The 23,965-nt window shown below is 61.3% G+C and carries 24 protein-coding genes and 1 pseudogene; 15 read left to right on the top strand and 10 right to left on the bottom strand.

Going from position 1 to position 23,965, the window contains the following annotated elements; all coding sequences use genetic code 11:
- Positions 1-41: 41 nt before the first annotated feature.
- Positions 42-1,118, top strand: coding sequence for a BMP family ABC transporter substrate-binding protein (locus tag AB843_RS07680; protein ID WP_048646228.1), 1,077 nt, complete (start codon positions 42-44; stop codon positions 1,116-1,118).
- Between the two features lie 173 nt (positions 1,119-1,291).
- Positions 1,292-1,933 (top strand): glutathione S-transferase family protein, encoded by a 642-nt coding sequence (locus AB843_RS07675; protein ID WP_048646227.1) that lies wholly within the window; start codon positions 1,292-1,294, stop codon positions 1,931-1,933.
- Between the two features lie 39 nt (positions 1,934-1,972).
- Here the strand turns inward: AB843_RS07675 and speE are convergent, their stop codons facing one another.
- Positions 1,973-2,833 carry a polyamine aminopropyltransferase gene (gene speE, locus AB843_RS07670; protein ID WP_048646226.1) on the bottom strand — a complete coding sequence of 287 codons (861 nt, stop codon included), beginning with the start codon at positions 2,831-2,833 and terminating at the stop codon, positions 1,973-1,975.
- Positions 2,830-3,309: an adenosylmethionine decarboxylase gene (speD, locus tag AB843_RS07665; RefSeq protein ID WP_048646398.1), complete on the bottom strand. Its 480-nt coding sequence runs from the start codon at positions 3,307-3,309 to the stop codon at positions 2,830-2,832. Before speD ends, speE begins: the two co-directional genes overlap by 4 nt.
- 308 nt (positions 3,310-3,617) lie before the next feature.
- Here speD and AB843_RS07660 point away from each other — a divergent pair, with 308 nt between their 5' ends.
- The 5 genes from AB843_RS07660 to AB843_RS07640 all read left to right on the top strand — a co-directional run bounded on the left by AB843_RS07660 (position 3,618) and on the right by AB843_RS07640 (position 8,891).
- Positions 3,618-4,745, top strand: a complete 1,128-nt coding sequence (locus AB843_RS07660; protein ID WP_157384456.1) for a hypothetical protein — start codon at positions 3,618-3,620, stop codon at positions 4,743-4,745.
- A complete protein-coding gene (locus tag AB843_RS07655) occupies positions 4,738-5,175 on the top strand; it encodes a toxin-activating lysine-acyltransferase (RefSeq protein WP_048646224.1) in 438 nt (145 codons plus the stop codon). The genes AB843_RS07660 and AB843_RS07655 overlap by 8 nt, the downstream gene beginning before the upstream one ends.
- Positions 5,176-5,458: 283 nt before the next feature.
- The gene (locus AB843_RS07650) at positions 5,459-5,740 is read left to right on the top strand and encodes a hypothetical protein (RefSeq protein ID WP_244467923.1); all 282 of its coding nucleotides are present in this window, start codon (positions 5,459-5,461) and stop codon (positions 5,738-5,740) included.
- A 185-nt stretch (positions 5,741-5,925) separates the two neighbouring features.
- Complete coding sequence (locus AB843_RS07645; protein ID WP_048646397.1) at positions 5,926-7,566, top strand: peptidase domain-containing ABC transporter; 1,641 nt, start codon at positions 5,926-5,928, stop codon at positions 7,564-7,566.
- Positions 7,563-8,891 (top strand): HlyD family type I secretion periplasmic adaptor subunit, encoded by a 1,329-nt coding sequence (locus AB843_RS07640; protein WP_048646222.1) that lies wholly within the window; start codon positions 7,563-7,565, stop codon positions 8,889-8,891. Before AB843_RS07645 ends, AB843_RS07640 begins: the two co-directional genes overlap by 4 nt.
- Positions 8,892-9,180: 289 nt before the next feature.
- Here the strand turns inward: AB843_RS07640 and AB843_RS07635 are convergent, their stop codons facing one another.
- The 6 genes from AB843_RS07635 to AB843_RS07610 form a co-directional block, all read right to left on the bottom strand.
- A complete protein-coding gene (locus AB843_RS07635) occupies positions 9,181-10,215 on the bottom strand; it encodes an ABC transporter ATP-binding protein (RefSeq protein WP_048646221.1) in 1,035 nt (344 codons plus the stop codon).
- Positions 10,212-11,267, bottom strand: a complete 1,056-nt coding sequence (locus tag AB843_RS07630; RefSeq protein ID WP_048646220.1) for an ABC transporter ATP-binding protein — start codon at positions 11,265-11,267, stop codon at positions 10,212-10,214. Before AB843_RS07630 ends, AB843_RS07635 begins: the two co-directional genes overlap by 4 nt.
- The gene (locus AB843_RS07625) at positions 11,268-12,236 is read right to left on the bottom strand and encodes an ABC transporter permease (protein WP_425286798.1); all 969 of its coding nucleotides are present in this window, start codon (positions 12,234-12,236) and stop codon (positions 11,268-11,270) included. It abuts the gene before it with no gap.
- Between the two features lie 4 nt (positions 12,237-12,240).
- A complete protein-coding gene (locus AB843_RS07620; protein ID WP_048646219.1) occupies positions 12,241-13,224 on the bottom strand; it encodes an ABC transporter permease in 984 nt (327 codons plus the stop codon).
- An 86-nt stretch (positions 13,225-13,310) separates the two neighbouring features.
- A complete protein-coding gene (locus tag AB843_RS07615; protein WP_048646395.1) occupies positions 13,311-14,930 on the bottom strand; it encodes an ABC transporter substrate-binding protein in 1,620 nt (539 codons plus the stop codon).
- A 293-nt stretch (positions 14,931-15,223) separates the two neighbouring features.
- Positions 15,224-15,475 (bottom strand): hypothetical protein, encoded by a 252-nt coding sequence (locus AB843_RS07610; protein WP_048646218.1) that lies wholly within the window; start codon positions 15,473-15,475, stop codon positions 15,224-15,226.
- A gap of 273 nt (positions 15,476-15,748) precedes the next feature.
- Between AB843_RS07610 and AB843_RS24890 the strand changes: the two genes are divergently transcribed.
- Positions 15,749-16,141, top strand: coding sequence for a GFA family protein (locus tag AB843_RS24890; RefSeq protein WP_082143703.1), 393 nt, complete (start codon positions 15,749-15,751; stop codon positions 16,139-16,141).
- 239 nt (positions 16,142-16,380) lie between these two features.
- Here AB843_RS24890 and AB843_RS26400 read toward each other — a convergent pair whose 3' ends face one another.
- The gene (locus AB843_RS26400) at positions 16,381-16,686 is read right to left on the bottom strand and encodes a DNA-3-methyladenine glycosylase I (protein WP_425286804.1); all 306 of its coding nucleotides are present in this window, start codon (positions 16,684-16,686) and stop codon (positions 16,381-16,383) included.
- A 98-nt stretch (positions 16,687-16,784) separates the two neighbouring features.
- Positions 16,785-16,955 (bottom strand): annotated as a pseudogene (locus tag AB843_RS26395) (DNA-3-methyladenine glycosylase I); the annotation flags it as partial.
- 87 nt (positions 16,956-17,042) lie between these two features.
- On the opposite strand from AB843_RS26395, the gene AB843_RS07605 reads away from it, so the two are divergent.
- Genes AB843_RS07605 through AB843_RS07575 form a run of 7 tightly spaced genes read left to right on the top strand, consistent with a single transcriptional unit; the run spans position 17,043 to position 23,965 of the window.
- Positions 17,043-17,621: a restriction endonuclease subunit S gene (locus AB843_RS07605; RefSeq protein ID WP_048646217.1), complete on the top strand. Its 579-nt coding sequence runs from the start codon at positions 17,043-17,045 to the stop codon at positions 17,619-17,621.
- A gap of 8 nt (positions 17,622-17,629) precedes the next feature.
- Complete coding sequence (locus AB843_RS07600; RefSeq protein ID WP_048646216.1) at positions 17,630-19,198, top strand: type I restriction-modification system subunit M; 1,569 nt, start codon at positions 17,630-17,632, stop codon at positions 19,196-19,198.
- Positions 19,191-20,150, top strand: coding sequence for a DUF4357 domain-containing protein (locus AB843_RS07595; RefSeq protein WP_048646215.1), 960 nt, complete (start codon positions 19,191-19,193; stop codon positions 20,148-20,150). Before AB843_RS07600 ends, AB843_RS07595 begins: the two co-directional genes overlap by 8 nt.
- Complete coding sequence (locus AB843_RS24880; RefSeq protein ID WP_082143702.1) at positions 20,147-21,352, top strand: restriction endonuclease subunit S; 1,206 nt, start codon at positions 20,147-20,149, stop codon at positions 21,350-21,352. The genes AB843_RS07595 and AB843_RS24880 overlap by 4 nt, the downstream gene beginning before the upstream one ends.
- Positions 21,349-21,810, top strand: coding sequence for a hypothetical protein (locus AB843_RS07585; protein ID WP_048646213.1), 462 nt, complete (start codon positions 21,349-21,351; stop codon positions 21,808-21,810). The genes AB843_RS24880 and AB843_RS07585 overlap by 4 nt, the downstream gene beginning before the upstream one ends.
- Positions 21,807-22,886 (top strand): serine/threonine-protein kinase, encoded by a 1,080-nt coding sequence (locus AB843_RS07580; RefSeq protein WP_048646212.1) that lies wholly within the window; start codon positions 21,807-21,809, stop codon positions 22,884-22,886. Before AB843_RS07585 ends, AB843_RS07580 begins: the two co-directional genes overlap by 4 nt.
- On the top strand, positions 22,883-23,965 hold the full coding sequence (locus tag AB843_RS07575; RefSeq protein WP_048646211.1) for a DUF4917 family protein: 1,083 nt from the start codon (positions 22,883-22,885) through the stop codon (positions 23,963-23,965). The genes AB843_RS07580 and AB843_RS07575 overlap by 4 nt, the downstream gene beginning before the upstream one ends.

Genomic DNA, 23,965 nt, shown 5'->3' with positions numbered 1-23,965 from the left:
GGGGCGCGGGAACTCAGACAACAAGAAGAGAGGACGTCAACATGAAGAAACTTATCCTAGCCCTGGCGGCGAGCACCGCCGCGCTTGCCTTCGCAGCCGCACCCGCTGCCGCCCAGGACAAGACCAAAGCCTGCTGGATCTATGTTGGGCCCATCGGTGATTTCGGCTATTCCTACCAGCACCACCAGGGCCTGCTCGACGTCGAGAAGCATTTTGGCGACAAGGTCGAGACTGCCTATCTGGAAAGCGTGCCCGAAGGCGCCGATACCGAGCGCGCCCTGGAGCGTTTCGCACGGTCCGGCTGCGACATCATCTTCGCCACCTCCTTCGGCTTCATGGATCCGGTCCAGAAGGTCGCCGCGAAATTCCCCGACATCAAGTTCGAGCATGCGACCGGCTTCAAGCGCGACCATCCGAACGTTTCCACCTACAATTCGCGCTTCCATGAAGGCCGTTACGTGCAGGGCGTGATCGCCGCGAAAATGTCGCAGAAAGGCGTCGCCGGCTACATCGCCTCCTTCCCGATTCCCGAAGTGGTGATGGGAATCAACGCATTCCTGCTCGGCGCGCAGTCGGTCAATCCGGATTTCCAGGTCAAGATCGTCTGGGCCAACACCTGGTTCGACGCCGGCAAGGAAGCCGACGCCGCCAAGGCGCTGATCGACCAGGGCGTCGACATCATCACCCAGCACACCGATTCGACCGCCCCGCTGCAGGTTGCCGCCGAACGCGGCATCAAGGGGTTCGGCCAGGCCTCCGACATGATCACTTTCGCGCCGGAAACCCAGCTTACCTCGATCGTCGACGATTGGGGCCCGTACTACATCGAGCGGGTCCAGGCGCTGATCGACGGCTCCTGGAAACAGAACGACGTGTGGGGCGGCATGAAGGACGGCCATGTGGTGATGGCGCCCTATACGAACATGCCGGACGACGTGAAGGCCGCCGCCGAGGCGATCGCAGCGAAGATCAAGGACGAGGGCTACAACCCCTTCACCGGCCCGGTCGCCAAGCAGGATGGCTCGGAGTGGCTGGCCGAAGGGCAGGTTGCGCCCGACGGCGAGGTCCTCAGCATGAACTTCTACGTCAAGGGCATCGACGACAAGCTGCCCAACTGACAACCAGACGACGAGCGAATGGAAAAGGGCGGCTTCAAGCCGCCCTTTTTGCTTCACAGACCATCAAACCGCTGTTTTCTCCTGACAGCGATACGCCGCCTGTCTCCTGACAGTCCGCTGTCAGGAGCACCCTGTTATGTTGCGTTCCACATCATCAACGAGGGACAGACATCATGCTGAAATTTTATCACGCCCCCTGGTCGCGCTCGTCCAGCGTCCTCTGGCTCCTGGAGGAACTGGCGGTTCCCTACGAGATCGAGCTCGTGGATATTCGTGCCAAGGATGGCGTCTCGGAAGACTACCGGAAGATCCAGCCGAACAAGAAAGTGCCGGCGATCGTTCATGACGGGCTGGTGGTGACGGAACGGGCGGCGATCACGATTTATCTTGCCGACCGGTTTGCCGAGGCGAAACTCGCCCCGGCCGTCGACCATCCGGACCGGGCCGCCTATCTGACGTCGCTGGTCTATTGCGATTCCGTCTTCGATCCGGTCATCTGCGCCGACGTGCAGAAGTTCGAGTACACCAGCAATCAGTTTCCGTTCGGCACGTTCGACGACATGGTGGCGAATGTCGAGCGGCGGCTGACGGCGCAGCCTTTTGCCGCCGGCGCGCATTTCACCGCCGCCGACACGCAACTCGCCAGCAGCATCGGCTACACGATGAACTTCATGAATGCCCTGCCGGAAAGGCCGGTCTTCAAGGAGTATCTGGCACGCGTCGAGGAGCGCCCGGCCCATAGGCGGGCCGCCGAGAAGGATATGGCGCTCGCCGCCACAGTGCCGTTCTTCGCCGGCGCCGAAGCCTCGTCGTAGGAAACGAGTGCGCCGGTCGGGCAGGGCGCCCGGCCGGCGCTATTCTACCGCGTTGTCGAACAGGGTCTTGATGAAGCGCGGCAGGACAAACGCCGCCTTGTGATGCGCTGGCGTGTAATAGCGGGTCTCGATGCCCGTCGCTCGCCCCGCCAGCGTCTCCTCTCCGACGTTCAGTCCCGCATCGTCATCGGACGACCAGCCAAGCGTCATATGGCCGCCGAAATAGGTCGGCACCGCAACGAGGTAGCAGCCGGTCGTGGCAAACATGGAGGCAAGCGCACCCATCGCCGTCTGAAACTCGGTTGGCTGCAGGAACGGCACGCCGTTCTGCGTCACGACGATGCCGCCGGGCCGCAGGATGCGTTTCAGGTCGCGGTAAAACGCCGGCGTGAACAGCACGGCGCCGGGCCCCGTCGGGTCGGTCGAATCGACCAGCACCACATCGAAGCGCTTGTCCGTCTGCGCGGCGAACAGCGCCCCGTCGGCGATCTCAACGACAAAGCGGGGATCGTCGAACACGGGGGCGTTGAAATCGGCGAAATGCCGGCGCGAGAAATCGACCACGGAGGCGTCGATCTCCACCTGCGTCAACGTCTTGACCCGCGCGTGCTTCAACACCTCCTCGGCCAGGCCGCAATCGCCACCGCCGATGATCAAGACGTCGCGCGGGTCGGCATGCGCCATCAGCGGCACATGCGCCATCATCTCGTGATACATGAACTCGTCGGCGCTGGTGACCTGCACCGCGCCGTCGAGCAGCAACACCTTGCCGAACAGGCGATTGCGGATCAACGCCAGATGATGATGGCCGGTCGCCTCCTCGTACAGCACCTCATCGGCCTCGAAATCGACGCTGATGCCCTTGTGCAGGGTCTCCGAGACCGTCTTCCTGTCCGTCACGCGCTCCGTCCCCGCAACAGTTCCTTGACCTCCATGCGCCCAGGCGCGAAGGCGTCGCGCAGCACGTCGATGCAGCGCTCGGGCGCCGCGTCGCCGCACATGAAGATGTCCAGGGCGGCATAGCCGCGTTCCGGCCAGGAATGGATCGAGATGTGGCTTTCGGCGAGTACGGCGACGCCGCTCACCCCGCCATTCGGCTCGAACGGATGCAGATGGATGTGCAGCAATGTGGCGCCCGCCGCATCGACACAATTCACCAGCGTTTCCTGGATGTAGGGCAGATCATCGAGGCGCTGCGCCTCGAACAGATCGACGATGAGATGCGAGCCGGCGCACAGCACGCCGTCCTTCTCGATGAAGTGATCTTTGTTATCGCAAACCGTTGTGACGGGTTGCGATGCGACGGTTTCTTCCTTTTGGGCGGTGTTCAGTACAACTGAATCCATCCCCAATTGGAAAAGGGCGTCTTGCGACATGGCGTCCTCTCCAACCAGCAGATGTGGCCTGACCATTCAGGCGCCGCCCGTATATAGGCAACCGGCCACGCCCCGCAAGCGCAATCAACCGAAGGGCGCCGATTCAGCCATATTCCCGACTGAAGCAAGGCCTTCGCGGTTGAATGAAGAACCGAGCGGAATATTTAGAGAATAAATTGAATCGACGGGCCATTTTGAATATTGACAAATTCAATAATGAGAATAGGATTTATGTATTGATAAACAAGAATTACTTCCAATTATATACTTACAAATATAAATAATAATATTTGTGGAATCATTTAAACATGCATAAGAATGATATCGATAATTGGTTGGCAATAAATAATCTGCAAAAAGACGCCACGCTGAGAGCAATGGAATCCAGTTTACGCGTGCCAATCATAGCGCAATCCGTGGATCTTGCTCCAGCGGTGGGCCCGCAGGTCGATGCCGAGCAGGCATGGTCTCTGGCGACATCCGCCCTGCTGGACTTCCTGCCGAAAATCGCCGGGATGATCCTTCACACAAGCAACGCGATACCACGTTGCTTGACCGCCCGGGAAGGAACTGGAGAACAAGGCGCGCGCGCAAGGCCGTTCACCTACGACAACGGTCCTGGGCATCTGCCGTTCGTCAGCTGTGACTATCGGGGAAGCGCGGCCGATATTCTCGATGTCGTCCATGAATTCACCCACGCGCTGCAGATCGTCGTCTCGCATGGCGATCCGATGCCGCCGGTGGCCCGCGAGACCTGCGCTTTTCTGGGCGAGGCGATTTTGATCGACTGGGCCAGACGCCATCGGCTCACACTCGCCGAGCATCTCGACCGGGCCTGGCAGGACGCCGGCGCAGTCTATCTCGGCCCCGATGCCGACGCATTGTCACGGGCGCTGCATGGCGCATCCGCACCTTACGATTATCGCTGGAACTACCCGCTCGCCCGCCTCGCGGCGTCCGCCCTCCTGCGCGAAGGCAACGCGGACGATGTGGTAGCCTTGCTCGGCAGCGGGTCGAAAGCGCCCGCAAACCTTGCTCGGTTTCTCGTCGGTGCGGCGCCCGGCAGCCTGCCGCCATTATCGCCGCCCACCGCATCGCCGGTCGATGCGTATCGACAGGTCGGGGCAATAACGTTGCTCGATCTTCAAACCGGCCACGAAAGCGATCAAACCTCGATCGGCGAGCGCTATGACCGGCTGCTGGACTGCATGCGAAAGCAAACCGCGTTCATCGCGCTGGGCGGCAGCGGCAATCCGGTCGGCTACGCACTGTGGCGATCCCGGCCCGGCGATGCTTCGGCCTTTGCTGTCGATTGCTGCGCATCTCCAGGTGAAGAAGAGACCCTGATGCGCGCCCTGCAATCGGCCGTTCCGCAGATCGCCGGCCATGTCCGGATCGCAGCGCGCGACATTGCGAAGGGGCGCGCCGATGACTGACATCGAACCCTATGCCGCCGTCGGATACGCGCTCGAATTGCTGGCGCGATCCGAGCTTCACCGGAAATGCGCCACGCACGCCTATCTGGCCGTCGAAATTCTCCCCCCCCTCAGCCGGCGGCAGGTCCGCTTCTACCTGACGGGCGAGGGCACGCCCGTCGCAATGGTCACCTGGGCGCGACTGGACGACGCGGTCGAGGCGGAAATCCTCGACACGGGACGTGCCCTGCGGGCGCATGAATGGAACTGCGGCAAGCGCTTGTTCATCAACGACTTCGTCGCGCCCTACGGAACGGCCCGGCACATTGCTCGTGACCTGGAGAAGCACGTTTTTCCCGGCGAAAGCGCAAGCGGCATTCGGCGCCATTCCGACGGGACAGTGCGCCGCATAAAGCGCCAGGTCGGAAACAATCGGCTGAAGCGCTTATAGATCGTCGTTCGCCGGCGGATTGGACCTCCGGCGGGAAGCTGGCCGCACCAACTCCGCGCATGGCGCAATCCCGGCAGGCCAGCGAATATTCGTCGCCTTTGATCTTTCTGGAGGTCAGCACGCGCGCGCAAAGCGGGTCCTGCCGAGCCTCCGGTTCCCGATACGCCGTGCCGAACAGGATTCTCGCGCGGCGTATGAAGGGCGCGGAATCCTGCATGATTCCGCGCCTTTATGAGCCGTCGGAACATGTTCCGACAAACCCAAGCTTGGGGACAATACACAATTGCTCCCCAAAACCACAGAGGTCATCAACATGATCAACGCAGCAAACTTCGTGGCTCCGGCACATTGCCCGGACGATCTCGTCTCTCCGGTCAGCTTCGGGGGCGGCACGGCGGCAACGACGTCCAGTCAATCGATCGGCCAGACAATCGGCTCGACCGCGGGAGGACTGCTAGGCGGATTCTTCGGCAGCACTCCAGGCGCTGCGATCGGCGACAGTCTGGGCGGCAGCCTCGGCGGCCTGATCGGCAGCGCCATCGAGTCGGCAATCAGCACCAGCTGACAGGCTGGCAGCGCTGATCACTGATCGACGCTGGGAGAGGGGCGGTCGATGCAAAGCCCGGCCGCCCCGATCCCACCTGCCTGGAAACGCACGTCTCGTCACGCCGACGGCGTGCGTTCCATCTTTCCTTCCTCCCCTTGACGACGGTTCTTGCCTTGATCGCCAAACAATCCGCTGCGGAACAGATGGTTCCGTTATCCTGGTTCGGCCGAACATTGTGGAAATTCACTCCGCTTTGCATCGAACTGACCTTCCTTGCCGTGTGCCTGAGGCTGATCGGCCTGGTCCAGCCTTTCATCTTCCAGGTCATCATCGATCGGATTCTCCCGTTCCAGCGCGAAGCATCGTTGCTTGTCGTCGTTGCGGTGATGATCGGCGCCAGCCTTTTTCAAAGCGGCTTCACCGTCCTGTCGGGCGTGCTTGGCGTGCAGACGGCCAACGGCATTACGCGGGAGCTGGGCGCGCGCCTGTTCGACCATCTGTTCAAACTGCCGCTCAGTCATTTTCGCCGCTGGCCGGTCGGCGAGACCATCACGCGCATCGGCGAAACCGACACGATCCGCGCCTTCCTGCTCGGCGCCGCCACCGGCGTTTTTCTCGACCTCCTGTTCGTTGCCCTCTATCTGGCGATCCTGTTTGCCCTGTCGAGCAAACTGACGCTTGTGGTGCTCGTCGCACTGCCGTTGCAGGCCCTGATCTATATCGGCTTCAGCCCCATTCTCCGGCATCGGCTGCGTGCCCAGTTCGATGCCGGCTCGCGGCATCAGGCGCAGATGGTCGAAAATATTCTCGGCGCGACAGCCGTAAAGGCGCTGGGAGCGGAAAACCTGATGCTGGCGCGGCTGAGCCAAACCCTGGCGCGGGTTCTGGAAACGGCCAGACGCGTCACGATGCTGAACATCGCCAGCGGCGAACTGGCGCTCGCCTGCGATCGCGCCGTAACCATCGGCATCGTCTTTCTCGGCGCTCAGGAGGTGTTCGCCGGCAATCTCACATTGGGGCAGTTGATCGCCTTCCAGCTCGTCGCCGAAAAGGTCGCCGGTCCGGTCGCCGGGTTCTCCAGGCTTTGGCAGGACTGGCAGGGACTGAAGGTCTCGCGCCAGCGTCTCGGCGACATCGTCAATGTTCCGGTCGAACCCTTTGGCATGCTCCCCGGCCTGCCCGAAATCGTCGAGCCGAAGCTGACCTTTCGCGAGGTGAGTTTTTCATACGTGCCGGGCGTGCCCGTTCTGGAACGTTTCAATCTGACGGCCGAGCCACGCAATTGCACCCTGGTTGTCGGTCCCTCGGGCATCGGCAAATCGACCTTTGGCCGATTGGCATCGGGGATCGAGACGCCCTCGAGCGGGACGATCATGCTTGGCGGTGAGGACATTGCCGCCTACGACCCGCGCGACGTCCGGGCACGGATCGCCTACGTGCCACAGGAGCCTTACCTCTTCTCCGGCACCTTGCGCGCCAATCTGCTGCTCGATCGGCCGCATTGCGGTGACGACGAATTGCATGCAGCGCTGCGCTGCGCCGCCGCCGACGACCTGGCGTGGCAGCTCCCGGCGGGATTGGATGCCGAAGTCGGCGAGCGCGGCGGGGCGCTTTCCGGCGGCCAGCGCCAGCGCATCGCGATCGCCAGGGCGATCCTTCTCAACCCCTCCGTCCTGGTTCTGGACGAGCCAACCAGCGCGCTCGACGAGGCGGCACAGAGAAAAATGGTCCACGAGTTGATGATCCTCAAGCAACGCGTCACCTTGATCGTCATCACCCATCGGCCGGATGTTTTCGTCGGGGCGGACGCCATCGTCGATTTCGGCGCCTGGAGGCGGCCATGAACACGCCCGGCGCACCGCGCGTCGCATCTCCCACCCTGCGCGCCACCTCCCTGTTTGCCGTCGGCGTGTTTTTGACCAGCCTGGTCGCGGCATGCATTTTCCGCGTCGAGATCACCGCGCGCGGTTCCGCCAGGGTCATTCCCGTCGGGCGCGTCCAGCTCATTCAGGCAGAATTCTCCGGCGCCGTGACGGCAATTCACGTGCGCGACGGGAGGCGGGTCGCCAAGGGGCAGATCCTGATCGAGCTCGACGCGACCGCGGCCAAGGTCGAACGCGACCTGATCAGTGAGGAGGAGACACGTCTGAGGATCGAAAGCAACCGACTGGAAAGCCTGCTTGCGGGACTGGAGGCGCCCGGTCTGCAAGATGGAACTCCGCCGGCCGTCAGCGCGGACGACTTTCCCGCAATCGACCAGGGCACGGCCGGTAACGCGATCCTTGCCGAGCAGCAGCGCCTGCTTGCCGCCGAGCGCGACGACATAGCGGCAAGCCTGCGGCAGGCGACGGCACGCATCGCAGCGAATGAAAAATCGGCCTTTGTCACGCGCGGCAACATCGACCGCAACGACGCCGCTCTGAAAATCCAGGCCGAGCGGCTCGCCGCCGCCGAAAAGCTGGTGGAGAGCGGCGCATCGTCGCGCGGCGCCTATCTGCGGGTGCTGGAGGAGTTCACCGGCCTGCAGAAGGGGCGCGACGTGCTCGTCCGCGAACTCGATCAGAAGACCGTTCTAACGACGGTTCTGCGCGCCGAGCGTGCCGGGATCGTCACGGCGCGCAGGAACAGCGCGCTGCAGCGGATGAGCGAGATCAACAGCCGCCGGGCGGCGCTCGATCAGCAGCGTCGCGCCGTCGAACGGCGCATCGCCGCAGCGACATTGGAAGCGCCTGTTGCGGGAACGGTTGAGCAATTGTCGATCTTCACGATTGGCGGCATCGCCCAGGCGGGCGAAAGCCTGATGCGCATCGTGCCCGACGAGGGGCCGCTCGAGATCGAAGCGATCTTCGCCAATGAAGACAGCGGCTTCCTCGCCGTCGCGCAAAAGGTCCGGGTGAAGCTCGACGCCTTTCCCGCCGAGCGGTTCGGCACTGTCAGCGCGCGCATCACCGACATCGCCGCCGACGCCGTCGAGACGAAACCCGGACGCTGGGGTTTTATCGTGCGGCTGGCGCCGGAGACGGATTTTCTCGATTCGCCGTCGGGCCGCTTCGCCTTGCGTCCGGGCATGACCGCTTCGGTCGATGCGATCACCGGCGACCGGACGCTGATCAGTTATTTCATCGCTCCGCTGGTCTCGCAGCTCGGCGCGAGCCTGGGTGAACGATAGGAAAGCCGGACATCGCGGCAGCCGGGCCTTGCGTTGTCGCCCAACACCACCTATATCAGCGTCACCGGTCGCTCGATCGGCGCGGAAGGTCCTGCAGGATATGCGGTGAGGTTCCCCGACAGAGCGACTGTATTTGACCTGGAAGACGGTTTGGCGACCATGAATGTACCGGCGCCACGACACAGTCCCAGAAACGAAGGAAAGCGGGCACAGGCCCGCTTTTTTGTTTTTGGCCAGCGAAGCCCATGCGTTCCTCACCCGGTCGCCGTATGCCGGTTGCCAAACGCCGTCACGGCGACGGATCGAACAGATGGCAGCGCACCGTCGCATCGCCGACGGGAAGTGGCAGGGGAATTTTCACATCGCATTCCACCCGCCTGACTGGACAGCGCGGATGGAAATGGCAGCCCGGCGGCGGTGTGATCGGGTTTGGAATTTCGCCGGCGATGGATTGCCGGTCCTTGCCCTCCATGTCGATGTCGGGCACCGCCTCGAGCAGCATCTTCGTATAGGGGTGCTGTGGCGCGGCGAACAGGTCGCGCGCCGGCGCTTCCTCCACAAGGCGTCCCAGATAAAGCACGCCGACGCGGGTCGCCACATGGCGCACCACCGCCAGATTGTGGCTGATGAACAGATAGGTCAGGCCGAGCCGTTCCTGCAGGTCGCGCAACAGATTCAGCACCTGCGCCTGGACGGAGACATCGAGCGCCGAGGTCGGCTCGTCGCAGACGATGAATTTCGGCTCCGAGGCCAGCGCCCTGGCAATGGCGATGCGTTGTCTCTGGCCGCCGGAAAATTCATGCGGGAATTTCTGCCCGTCGCGCGGGTCGAGGCCGACCAGCGACAGGAGTTCGCCAACCCGCGCGGCGCGATCCTGCGGATCGGAGATCAGGCCGAAGGCGCTGATCGGCTCGGCGATGATCGCACCGACCCGCCAGCGCGGATTGAGGCTGGCGAACGGGTCCTGAAAGATCATCTGGATCTTGCGCCGCATGCGGCGCTCTGTGTCCTGGCTCTTCTTGCCCCAGACATCCGTTCCGTCGATCATGATCGACCCGGCGCTGGGCGGCAAAAGCCCGACCGCCATCTTGGCGATGGTCGATTTTCCCGATCCGGATTCACCGACCAGCGCGTAGGTCTCGCCTTCCTTGATGGCGAAGTCGACGCCATCGACGGCCGTCAGGAGAATGCGGCCTTCGCGCTCGATCATCCGGTTCAGCCAGGGCTTCGACAGGTCGAACACCCGACGCAGCCCCTTCACCTCGACGAGCGGTTTGCCTGAATTGACGGTTTCCGTCTCGACGACTTCTCCGGCCACCGTCATCGCACCGCCTCGCCAGCCGGCTTTGGCAATCGAATGCCAGCGGCATCAGCCGCTTTCAGCGTTTCGGCCGGCGCCACGCGTGAAAATTCCGGCGCATGCAGGAGGCATGCGGCCTGGCTGGTGCCGGCGGCATAGGCCACCGGCCGCTCAGTGGTGCAGGGCGGGAAGCGGTAGTCGCACCGCGGGTTGAACGCGCAGCCATCGGGTATCGTCCCCAGCCTTGGCATGGAACCTGGAATCTGCGCCAGCGGCTTGTCCGGATCGCCCGTCAGCGACGGGATCGCCGCCATCAGGCCGATCGTGTAGGGGTGCTGCGGCAGTTTCACCACGCCGCGCACGGGCCCGAGTTCCGCCAGCCGCCCCGCATAGAGCACACAGACCCGGTCGGCGGTCTCGGCGATCACGCCCATATCGTGCGTGATCAGCATGACGGCCGCGCCGCGCTCGGCGCAAAGCTGCTTCAGGAGCGCGATGATCTGCGCCTGCACGGAGACATCGAGTGCGGTGGTCGGCTCGTCGGCAATCACCAGTTCCGGATCGGCGGCCAGCGCCAGCGCGATGACGACGCGTTGCCGCATGCCGCCTGAAAACTGATGCGGATAAGAGGACAGCCGCGTCTTTGCCGCCGGAATGCCGACCTCCTCGAGCAGTTTGCGCGCCTTGTCGCGCGCTTCGCCCGTCGTCATGCGCTGGTGCGTCATGATGGTTTCAACGAGCTGGTCGCCAATGCGATACAGCGGATTGAGACTGGTCAGCGGATCCTGGAAGATCATGCCGATGCGCTTGCCGCGAATGCGCCGCATACGATCGGGCGGCAGATGGTCGATGCGCTCGCCGGCCAGATGGATCTCGCCGCCGGCGACACGGCCGGGCGGCTCGAGCAATCCGATCACGGCAGAACCGGTGATCGACTTGCCGGCTCCCGATTCGCCGACCATGCCCAAAACCTCGCCGGCGGCGATGTCGAACGACAGATCGTCGATCGCCGTGAGCACGCCATGGCGCGTCGGGATTTCAATGCGGAGATTGCGGACGGACAGGGCAGGGGTCATCTATCTGAGCTTCGGGTTCAGGGCGTCGCGCAGCCAATCGCCAAGCAGATTGACCGACAGCGCCAGTATGGCGAGCGTAATGCCCGGGAAAATCGTGATCCACCATTCGCCGGAGAACAGGAAATCGTTGCCGATGCGGATCAGCGTGCCGAGCGAAGGCTGCGTCGGCGGCACGCCAACACCGAGGAAGGACAATGTCGCCTCGGTGATGATGGCGAGCGCCAGATTGATCGTCGCGATCACCAATACGGGACCCAGCACATTCGGCAGGACATGCTTGAACATGATGGTCCAGGGACCAAGGCCGATCAGCCGGGCCGCCAGCACATATTCCTTGTTGGCCTCGACCAGCACCGAACCGCGCACGGTGCGGCCGTATTGCACCCAGAAGCTGAGGCCGATCGACAGGACGAGGACGAAGAACACCACCTTGTCGTAGGATTGCGGCCCGGCCATCGCCCGCGCCACGCCGTTGATCAACAGGGCGATCAGGATTGCCGGAAAGGTCAATTGCACGTCGGCGATGCGCATGATGACGCTGTCCACCCAACCGCCGAAATAGCCGGCGACAAGGCCGAGCGTAATGCCGAGCAGCATGGAGAACACGACGCTCGCAAAGCCCACTGCCAGCGAAATGCGCATGCCGAACAGGATCGTCGACAGCACGTCGCGCCCCTGATCGTCCGTACCGAGCAGGAAGCGCGCATCGCCCCCGTCCTGCCAGGCTGGCGGCAGGAAACTGTCGAGGATCGAAATGCTGCCCGGATCGAAGGGATCGTGCGGCGCGATGAGCGGTGCGAACAATGCGGCCAGGACGAACAGGGCGACCACCAGCGCCGACACCAGGGCCAGCGGCGAACGCGTGAAGGAATACCAGAGATCGGAATCGCGCATGCGACCGAGCGCCCCGACGGCGCCGCCGCTTACCGGAATGCGGGCTTTGGTTTCCTCGCCGGTTACATAGGGCATGGCTCTATCCTGCCGTTCCGCCGTCGAGGCGAATGCGCGGGTCGACCGCCACGTAAAGGAGGTCGACGATGAAATTGATGACGACGAACAGGAAGGCGATCAAAAGCAGGTAGGCCGCCATGATCGGGATATCCACATTCTGCACGGCCTGCAGGAACAGCAGGCCCATGCCCGGCCACTGGAACACGGTTTCGGTGATGATGGCGAAAGCGATGATCGAGCCGAGTTGCAGCCCGGTGATGGTGATCACCGGCACCAGCGTGTTCTTCAGCGCGTGACCGAAATTGATCGCCCGGCGCGACAGGCCGCGGGCGCGGGCGAACTTGATGTAGTCTGTTCTCAGCACCTCCAGCATCTCGCCGCGCACCAGCCGCATGATCAACGTCATCTGGAACAGACCGAGTGTGATCGACGGCAGGATCAGCGATTGCAGGCCCGATTTGGTCAACAGGCCGGTGCTCCACACGCCGCCCAGATTGACCGTCTGGCCGCGCCCGAAGGAGGGCAGCCAGCCGAGATTGACCGACACGACGAAGATCAGCAGGATGCCGATCAGGAAGGTCGGCAACGACACGCCGATCAGGCTTACCGCCAGGAATCCGCGCGCCAGCCAGGTGTTGCGGTAAAGCCCCGTATAGACCCCCATCGGCACGCCGATCGCCAGCGCGAACAGCGCCGACACGAAGGACAGTTCCAGCGTCGCCGGCAGGCGCGAGGCGATCAGCGCCGCCACCGGCTGCTTGAACTGATAGGAGATGCCGAAATCGAACTGCGCCGCCTTCAACACGAAACGGCCGAACTGCAGCATCACCGGGTCGTTCAGGCCGAGCGTCTCGCGCAGCGCGGCGCGTTCGGCCGGCGACGTATCGACGCCGACCAGCTGATTCACCGGGTCGCCGACAAAGCGAAACATCATGAAGGAAATCAATGCGACGACCAGCATGACGCCGAGCGCCTGGACAAACCGTTTGATGGCAAATGCAATCATCCAAAAAGTTCCTGAAGCGCTGAAACGACCGGCCCGCGCCGTGATGTCTCAACGGTGGCGCGGGCCGCAGGGTTTCAAGGGTCGCTTCAGTTCACTTTCGCCCAGTAGAACAGCACCTGGTTGTCCGGCCGCTGGACGATATCGATGTTCTTGCGCTTGCCCCACACCAGCGACTGCTGATGCAGCGGGATGTGCGACGTTTCCTCGGTCATGATCGTGTAGGCGTCCTTGATCTGAGCGTCGCGCTTGGTCGCGTCGGTTTCCACGACGATCTGCTTGGCCAGTTCGTCCACCTTCTCATTGCAATAGCCGCCGAGGTTGAACGGTCCGCCTGCGCCGGTCTCGTCGCGGCAGCCAGCCAGATTGGTCAGGACGTTCCACGAATCGAACGAGCCGGGTGTCCAGCCGAGCAGGTAGAAATCGGTGTCGTAGCCGCCCGGTGCCAGAACCTTGGCGAAATACTGCGCCTTCGGCTGGGCGTTCAGATTCACCTTCACGCCGACACGCGCCAGCATTGAGACCACCGCCTGGCAGATCGCTTCGTCGTTGACGTAGCGGTCATTCGGGCAATCCATGCTGACGGAGAAACCATCCGCATAGCCAGCTTCGACGAGCAGCGCCTTTGCCGCTTCGGGATCATGGGGCCAGCGTTGAAAATCACCCGAACCTGAGTATTGCTCATTGGCGATCAGCAGCGGCACCGGCGTCGCCAGGCCGCGCATGATGCGGTCCTTGATCGCCTCGATGTCGATCGCCTGGTAGATCGCCTTGCGCACATTGGCGTCGCGGAACGGGTTCTTGCCCTTGATGTCGGAGGTGGGCAGCTCGTCGCGGATCTGGTTGAAGCCCAGATGGATGACGCGCAGTTCCGGTCCCGTCAGGGCTTCCGTGTCGGCATTGGCGTTGACGCGCGGGATATCCTGCACGGGAACCGGGTCGATCAGATCGACATCGCCGGCCAGAAGCGCTGCCACGCGGGTGCCGTCGGCGGCGATCGGCGTGAACACGACCTCGGTCAGATTGTGCTCGGGCGTTCCCCACCAGTTGGGGTTCGGCTTGAACACCGTCTTCACGCCGGGCTCATGGCTCTCGATGGTGAAGGCGCCTGTGCCATTGGCCTTGAAGGCGGCCTGGCCGGGATTGGTGTCGCGCGCCGAGATCGGCACAATCGCGCCTTCGGCCTCGGCCCATTCCTTGTCCATGATGTACCAGGTATCCCACTCGTAATGCAGGATCGGGTTCGGTGACTTCAGCTTCACCTCGACCGTGTAATCGTCGACCTTCACCCATTCCGAATCGGCCGGAATGCGTGTCTTCAGATCCGAACCCTCGGCGCGCACGCGCTCGGCGGAGAAGATCACGTCGTCGGCGTTGAAATCATTGCCATTGGCGAACTTGACGCCCTGGCGCAGGTGGAACCGCCAGGTGAGCGGATCGAGCGTCTCCCAGCTCTCGGCGAGACCGGGGATGATGCTCAGGTCCTTGTCGCGCTTGGTCAGGCCCTCATAGACATTGGCCAGCATGCCAAGCGTGAAGGTCTCGTTCAGTGAATAGGGATCGAGCGCGTTGAGTGTGCCTTGAAAGGCAAAGCGCAATGTCTTGGCGCCCGCCTGCGAGGCGGCCGTCAAGGACAGGCAAAGGGCGATGGCGGCAAGAACCGTCCATCGCGACAACGCGGAAAAATAGTCAAAAAGCCTCTGCGGCATCACCGTTCTCCTCTGGGTGTTGCTTCAGGTTGCTGCCAAACCCCTTTTCCTGCCAGCAACCAATGGCGGTCGCGCCGGTATTGTCGTTCCCGGATGTGTTGGGCAGCGTCGTTTGCCGGCGTGCCTGGCCACATCTCATTATGATGGTTGAAGCCTCAACTTTCGCGACCGTAACCGAAGCAGCGCGTTTTACAAGCCCGATAAGACGGCAGGGCGCGCCGACCCGCCAGCGAGGTTCGATCAACGCTGCAATGCGCGTTCGGATGAGTCTCAAAGACGATGTGAAGCAACCCCTAAAGCTTGATGAGCAGTATGATGGCGCCGATCGTCATGGCAACAGACAGGGCGGTGAGCGCGATAAACCCGCGCGCTCTGTCGAAGAACATCGCGTAGCCGGCGAGCCATGCGGAAGCGGCCGCACCCAGCGCGAACAAAAAACCGTCGCGCGAACCGAAGGCAAGCGTCGCCGCCATCAGGCCGCCGATAATCAGTGACCCGAACGCGATAATGATGGCCACTGCGTAGGTATCGTATTTCTCGTTCATCGTTCGATCGGTCCTCATAAGCTTGTCCCCGGGCCGCGGATGTCAGCTTAGCCATATCGGCTCGAAAGGATAGACCCTAGAAGCGGGCAATCCCCGTCGGATTGCGACAAGCGGTCAAAGCTCCAGCGCCCGGCTCGGAGAGGTACCGCTGGACAGCGAGATCTCGCGCCCGCTTTGAGAGCCCGGATCATCATCGCCGGCGCCTGCAGCGAGCAATTGCCATGACGGTGCTGCTCGTTGTAACCATCCCGACCATTCAAAAGAGGGCGCAGCATGGACCAATTCACCGGCGGTTGCCTTTGCGGCAACGTCCGAATCGTAGCGTCGGGTCGTCCATACCGGGTCGGCCTTTGCCACTGTCTCGACTGCCGCAAGCATCATGGAGCCCTTTTCTACGCTTCCGCCATATTCCCCCAGGATGCGGTGACGATCGATGGCGAAACACGCGACTACGCCGGGCGGTTTTTCTGTCCCCGTTGCGGCTCGTCCGTTTTCGCGCGCAGCGCAGATGAAATTGAAGTGAACCTGGGATCCCTGGATGCTCCTGACCAATTGATGCCAACCTACGAAAGCTGGATCATCCGTCGCGAATCCTGGTTGCCTCCGTTTCCGCTCACGAGACGATACGACCGCGATCGTGACGCCACGGATCGCTTTGAGGAGTAGGCCGCCCGACCCGGCGAAAGCATCGTTACAAGGTGACGCGAGGGAAACGTTTTCGCCATGCTCGACTTGATTGAGCGGCTCGAGACCGGTTTGCGAAGAATTCGGCAGAGACTTCAACCTTGAAGCCCAACGGGGCGCCGGCCGGTCAGGCCGCCCCACGGAGGCAATGAGCCAAGCGAACTTGCCGTGAGCGGGATGATGGCGGGCCACGTCCGACGAAAATGAGCACTACGAGATCATCATAACCATTTGATGTTTATATGATAATTCACAGTGTGCGGTAATCGGCGGGTTTCGGTGGAGATAGTGTATCTAGCGACGGTGATATCGGGTGAACGGCGGCGTTCCGTCTTCCTTTTAGCTATGCAGGTGGTATGAAAATCGTCCTCGCGGCTGCCGCCTGTTGCCGGACGACACATCCCTCCGTGATCATTGATGAGGTCCATAGCCCGCATGAAGGCATGGACGGTGGTCGGGCCGACAAAGGACCAACCGCGTTTCTTCCGATCTTTCGATAGCGCGGTCGAAGCGGCCGAAGTCGACATGGTTTGAGGTGCGGCCAGTTCCTCCAAAGCCGGCTCGAAGCGCGAGACTTAGGCCGCGAGTGGGGCTTCTCGCTCCGCCATTTCCTGGGCGCGTTTCGCGTTGTTGATGAGGGGGCGATCTTATCGCGATGGCGAACGATGCCAGCATCCTTCAGCAGACGTTCCGCATCCACGTCGGTGACGCCGACAATCCGGCCGAAATCAACCCCATGGAACGCCGCGCGGAAATTCTCACGGGTGGTGGTCCCAACCGTGCACCAGTTCCCGATAGGGGCAGTAGGGCGTGGATTGAATTTTAGCTAGAGAACGCCTCATATCCCTATTGCGTCTCCGATGCAGTTTATGTAGTTTGAGGTATGCTCGAACTCAGAGAAATTGCGGACATATATTCCGGCTTGGCGGTTCACGAGGGCGACGGGTCCTCGCGTTTTGTGCGTCTATCCGATCTGTCCGACCTACGGTCCGGCCGCGCGCCCAAGTTGGCCACAGCCGGTGAGCCGCCGGCTGTGGCCAGAGCGTTGCCGATAGAAGAAGGCGACTTGATCGTTGGTGCGCGCGGCGCATCAACCGACGTGTGCCTCGCTGCCCATTCTTGGTTCGGCGCTTTTATATCACTGGATCTATACTTGGTGCGCCCCGATACAGCGAAAGTCGATCCGGGGTATCTGGCGGCCTTTCTTGATCTCCCCGCAACGCAGGCGGCTTTCTCCGGCAACAAGCAGGGCAGCGGTCTCGCTCGACTGCCAAAAGAGACCCTCGATAAGCTCGTGGTCCCGCTCCCGCCAATGCCTACGCAGCGGTTGATCGCCGATTTGGCGCGATCCTTTCGCAATGAGGCTGAGCTGCTGCAGCGGCTCGCCACTCTCAATTCCATCCTTGGCCGTGAGGCTGTCGCGCGCGCCATCCGTGTCGCCGCCGCGAACCCGAATTCATAGGAGACCTCATGCCCACCCTTCAGCAAGAAGACATTCTTTCGGCCGTTTGGCGCGCCTGCGACACCTTTCGCGGCGCCGTCGATGCCACGCAATACAAGGACTACGTCCTTACCGCACTATTTCTCAAGTACATCAGCGACGTGCGCCGGAAGCACGTTGAAGAATTCCGTCGTGAATTCGGTGGAAATGAACTTCGTATCCAACGCCGCCTAGACCGCGAGCGTTTCAAATTGCCGATGGTTGAGCTGAAGAACAGCAAGACCAATGAGGTGGAGGAGAGTTTCCTCGGCGATTTCTATGGCCTGCATGAGCGCCGAGGGCGCGATAATATCGGAGAGCTGATCAATATCGTCTTGGATGCCATCGAAAAAGCCAATGAAGGCAAGCTCGGCGGCCTCTTCCGTGCGATCGACTTCAATTCCGAAACCAATCTGGGTCAGACGAAGGATCGCAATCGTCGGCTAAAGACGCTGCTGGAGGACTTCGCCAAACCCGGCCTGGATTTGTCGGAGACATCCGAAGACATCCTGGGAGATGCCTACATTTTCCTGATCGAGCGTTTCGCATCGGATGCCGGCAAGAAGGCGGGGGAATTCTTCACGCCGCGCAAGGTGTCGGAGGTCGTCGCCAAGCTCGCGAACCCGCAATCCGGCAACAGGATTTGCGATCCGGCTTGCGGCTCGGGATCGCTGTTGTTGCGTGCCGGCGAGGAGGTTGCCGACGGCAACTTCCAGCTCTTCGGCCAGGAGTCGAACGGCAGCACGCGCTCGCTGGCCCGGCTCAACATGCTGCTGCATGCTCAGGACAGCGCGCGCATCGACTGGTGCGACACGCTCAATTCGCCCACGCTAATCGAAAGCGACCACCTGATGCGCTTCGACGTAGTGGTCGCCAATCCCCCGTTCAGTCTCGACAAGTGGTGGGGCAATACGGATTCGGAAGGGAATGCGCTTCCCGATCCCTATAAGCGCTTTACCCCTCACATGCCGCCCAAGAGCCGCGGCGACTACGCCTTCATTCTGCACATGCTGGCAATCACGCAGCCGACGGTGGGGCGCATGGCGGTTATCGCGCCGCACGGCGTTCTGTTCCGCTCCGGCGCCGAAGGCAAGATCCGCGAAAAGCTGGTCCGCGACAATCTGCTCGATGCGGTCATCGGTCTGCCGGCGCAGCTCTTCCCGACTACCGGCATCCCGGTCTGCATCATGGTGTTCGACAAGGCGCGCGAAGCCGGCGGCCTTAGGTCGCACGAGCGGAGCATTCTGTTCATCGACGCCGGCCGCGAGTTCGAAACGGGCAAGAAGCAGAACCGGCTGACCGACGCAAACGTCGGCAAGATCGTAGACACCTATCGCCGCCGGGCCGTGATCGAACGCTATTCCCACCAGGCGACCTTCGAAGAGATCGAGACCAACGGCTTCAATCTCAACATTCCGCGCTACGTCGATACATTCGAGCCTGAGCCCGAGGTCGATCTTCAGACCGTGCAGAACGAAATCCGCGACCTCGAAGCCCAGCTCGCCGAGACGCGGAAGAAGATGAACGGCTTTCTGAAGGAGCTCGGCATCGATGTCTGACGCTCCCTCGCGCGCCGCGTCCCGGCGTGGACGCACCCTGAAGCTCTATCTGGTCGACGGCTCACCATCCGGCGTCATTACGGCTGAGCTCGGCATTTCCTCGGTACGCGCCGCCGTCGCTTCGCGCACCGCCTTGCCCGATCTGATCCGGCGGGAAGAGGCAAGCCGCACAGGTATCTATCTTCTGGTCGGGCCGGACCCCGATTTGCCGGGGCGGCAGCTCGTCTATATTGGCGAAGGCGACCAGGTGAAGACGCGGCTCGCAGCGCATGACGCGGACGAGTCAAAGGAGTTCTTTACCCGCGCCGTGCTGATCGTCTCCAAGGACGAGAACCTCACCAAGGCTCACGGACGCTATCTCGAAAGCCGGATCATCGCCGCGATCCGCGGAGCGGGCCGTGCCAAGCTCGTCAACGGCACCGAACCGCCGTTCAAGGGTTTGCCGGAACCGGAAATCGCCGACATGGAGCGGGTGCTCGACGAAATCGAGATCCTGCTTCCTGTGCTTGGGTTCGATGTGCTGCGGCCTGCTGGGCAGGAGGCCGGAGGGCCGAGCCGGGCTGAGACGGCCGGTGCCGTTATGGCTGCGACAGCCGACCATGACGCGCTCTTCACTTTCACTGAGGCGGGAACGGATGCCAAGGCGCGTGAGGCCAGCGACGAGTTCGTTGTGCTGGCGGGATCACGCGCGAAGCGTCAGGAGGTCCCGAGTTGTGGCGAGGGACTGAAACGCCGTCGCGCCCAGCTCATTGCCGACGGTGTGTTGGTGCCCGATGCCGATGGGAAATTCCTGCGCTTTACCGCCGACACAGCCTTCGATTCTCCCTCGGGCGCAGCTGGCACCGTCTATGGCGGCAATGTCAGCGGCAACCGCTACTGGAAACACGCCACCACCGGCCAGAGCTATGGCGACTGGCGCAAGCGCCAGATCGGCGAAGGGGGTGAAACGTGAAAAGTCACCTCGTAAAAGATTGGACAGAGGTGTCACTTGGCAGCCTTATTCAGAAGGCGCGGCCGATCACGTATGGAGTAGTGCAGCCCGGAGAGCATGATCCTAACGGAATACCGCTTATCCGAGGTCGCGACTACTCCGGTGGCTGGAGGTGTATTGATGATCTCTTTCGAGTATCTCCGATCGTGGAACGCGCTTTCGCACGGGCGCGCCTAAAGACTGGCGATTTGATCATCACCATCAAAGGGGATGTTGGTACAGTTGCGCAGGTAATTCCTGAATTCGATGGTGCTAACATAAGTCAGACCAATGCGCGTTTGGCCATCGATGATGCAAGGGCACTGCCCCGTTTCGTATTGCATTTTTTACAGTCTCCGCTTGGTAAGCTCGAAGTTTCCAAAGCAACGCAAGGCGGGGCTCAACCGAGCCTTGTTTTTGGAGCGATCTCATCGTTTAGACTTCCGCATCCGCCGATCGAGGAGCAGCAGCGTATCGTTGCCGTCCTTGACGCCTGGGACCAGTCTATTGACCAGACCGGGCGCCTGATCGCTGCCAAGCAACGGCGATTTGATGTCGCTCGCATCCGTCTGATCGAAGCGTTTCAATCAGTCGGAAAGGGCCGCAACCCGTGGACCCCGGTTGATTTCGGCGAGATTGCCGAAGAGCTGAAGCAGCGCAATGCCGCTGGTCATGGCCCAGATCGAGTGATGGGGGTGATCAAGGGCGAAGGTCTGGTTCCCATGCGTTCGCACGTGATGGCCGCCGATCTTCGCCGCTATTTGGTCGTGCCGCCGCAAGCCATCGCCTACAATCCCATGCGTTTGAATATTGGGTCGATTGCAGCATCACAGTACGACCAGGATGTTCTCGTCAGCCCCGACTATGTCGTTTTCCGCGCGCGCAAAGGCAGAGCCGATCCTGACTTTTTGCGCTTTCTGATCGGCACGAAGCGGTGGCGTGATCACCTGATCACTGTCGGAAGTGGCAGCGTCCGCACCAGGATCTATTTCGATGGCCTGGCCGAAATGGTCCTGCGCGTACCGGATGTCCGCGAGCAAAAGCGGATTGGCCAAATACTCGCCGCTATGGAGCAAGACCTCAACACGACGATAGAGGCCGCATCGGCTCTCCGCACCCAAAAGCGCGGCTTGATGCAAAAGCTGCTCACGGGCGAGTGGCGGTTGGGGGAGAACTTCGAATGAAGATTCTGGGTTTCAGAAGTGACCCTAGTACACCGCGCTACGCGATCGTCGACGGTTCAACAACTGCGCTCGCGCTTCTCAATGCGGATGCCGAGAGTCGGCTTCGCTTTCCGGCCGACTGCAATAGTGAAGCAGCACAGGTGACATGGCTCTATCGTGAATTCGAGCGAATTTTCCACATTCACCCCGACATCGGCAGAGTCATCATCAAGAAGGGTGAATTTACCCAGGGAGACAACAACGCCAAGCGGGTCGCGTCCTATCAGGAGGCGGCACTGCTTTTGTACTGCGGTCTGCACAACAAGCCCGTAGTCGCAAAGATCTACGCATCGCTGGGGACCAGAAGCGCGCAGGTCAAAGACCATGCCATCGCGCGTGTCGGTCAAACGACGCGATATTGGGATGGCAAGATGGCGGATGCCATCATCGCCGCGTGGTGGGGAGCGACAAATCCATGAGCTTGGCTCCCGTCGCCATGCCGATCACGAACGGCACGACCTTCCATAACAAATACCGTTGGGTTCGGCCGATCGGCCGTGGATCATTCGGCGAGGTGTGGCTGGCGCAAGACCAGGCCGTGAACCACGAATACGCGGTCAAGATCCTGAACGCCGGAATCGGTATCGATCAGCGATTGCAGGAAGCCCAGGTCGGGCACGCCTTCACGCACAATAACCTCGTTCGCGTTCATCAGGCGGATGTGACGACCGACGGCAAGGTCGTCATTGCCATGGACTATTTTCCTGATGGATCGATCACGGCGCTGGCCAATCCGAGCGGCTTCCTGCCTTTGCCTGCTGCGGTTCGCGCGATGATCGACGTGCTTCAGGGGCTCGAACATCTGCACCTCAACACCTTCTTCCACAATGACGTCAAGCCGCAGAACGTCCTGCGCGGCCCGCAAGGCGAAGCCAAATTGGCCGACTATGGGATCGTAGGGGTTTCGCCAACCGGCGCGCCAGTGATGCCGTCCAGTTGGTATGTGCTTCATGCCGCACCGGAGACTGTCGCCGGCAATGGTATTGAAGCTCGAACGGACATTTTCCAGTCAGGCCTGACCATGTTCCGGTTGTTGACGGGGCTCGGGTCGCTTGAAGCGAAGTTCACCTCGCTGGGGCGTAGTGCCTACGAAGCCGCTCTCGCCAATGGCACCCTCATTTCCCGCGGGGACTTCCCGCCATTCATCCCGAACTCAGTCTGTCGGGCGGTCCTGACGGCCATAGATCCAGATCCCACCAAGCGCTTTCAGTCTGCTCTGGACATGAGGCGCGCCCTCGAAAAGCTTTCCTTCGCCGGGCACTGGACCGTCGATGCCACGGGACAACTGATCGGTTCTGATGTGCGGCATACCTTTCGTTTTGAGCATCTCGCGGCATCCGGTCGCAACGCGGCTTTTGCCGCTTTCAAGACCAATAAACAGTCCGGCCGCGAGACCAGGATTTCCCGGTTTACCAAGAGCAATTTGACCAACGCAGAGGTGTGCAAGTTTGAGGGCGTGTTCTTGAAAGCTGTCGTGGATGGGAAAGTGACATGACAATCAAAGTCCTCAGCTTCGATCAGGCGCTCAAGAAGGCGGAGAGTTACGGCAAACGACATCTACTGCTCGGTAACGGCTTCAGTATCGCCTGTAAGCCGGACATTTTCGCCTATGGCTCGCTCTTTGAAGAAGCCAAGAAGACCATGTCCAAGGAGCTTGCGGCGATATTCGCGGCGATGGGAACCCAAGATTTCGAGGAAGTGATCCGCGCGCTTCAGCACGCGGCCGTCATTGTGAGCGTCTACAGGCCCAAGTTCGTCACCACCAAAAAGATGCTTCTAACAGACGCTGAAAAGCTGAAGACAGACCTCATTCAGGCTGTGGCGGGCCGCCACCCCGCGCGCCCTAACGACATTTCCGATGAACGGTACGCAGCCTGTCGTCAGTTTCTTTCGCATTTCGTTGGGCAGGGAGCGGGCGGCAAGATCTACACCATGAACTATGATTTGCTGCTTTACTGGGCGTTGATGCACGAAGAAGAAGACGTGCTTGCGCGAATTGCCCTTAGTCATGACGACGGCTTCCGCAAAGACCAAGACGATTTTGATGCGCCGTATGTAGAGTGGCAAGGTGAAGGTGCCGCGCACGGTCAGAATATCCATTATTTGCACGGAGCTCTTCACCTATTTGATGCCGGCTACCACCTCGAGAAATATACGTGGGTGAACACGGGCAAGGCATTGGTCGACCAGGCGAATGATGCGCTAAAGAAAGACCTGTTTCCCGTCTTTGTGGCCGAGGGCGATAGCAACAGCAAACTGACAAAAATCCAACACAGCGCGTACTTGCATCATAATTTTAAAAGTTTCGCGGGCGTCTGCCAAACGAAGTCAAAAGATGGAACGGCTCTGTTCATCTATGGGCATTCGTTTGCCAAAAATGATGCCCATGTCCTGAACATGATCGGATACGGCAAAATCTCACATCTCTTTGTTAGTTTGTACGGGGATCCGGACAGTAAAGCGAACAAAGCTATCCGCAGTAACGTCGAGAAGGTCGCTGCTCTGCGCCCCAAGGTATATCCCGTGCTAAAGGTCGACTTCTTCGACGCTGCGTCGGCGAAAGTGTGGGGGTGA

This window comes from Nitratireductor soli (assembly GCF_001050155.1).
Lineage (GTDB): Bacteria > Pseudomonadota > Alphaproteobacteria > Rhizobiales > Rhizobiaceae > Nitratireductor > Nitratireductor soli.
The sequence above is the reverse complement of the archived record's forward strand: the minus strand, read 5'-3'. Positions and strand labels throughout refer to the sequence as shown.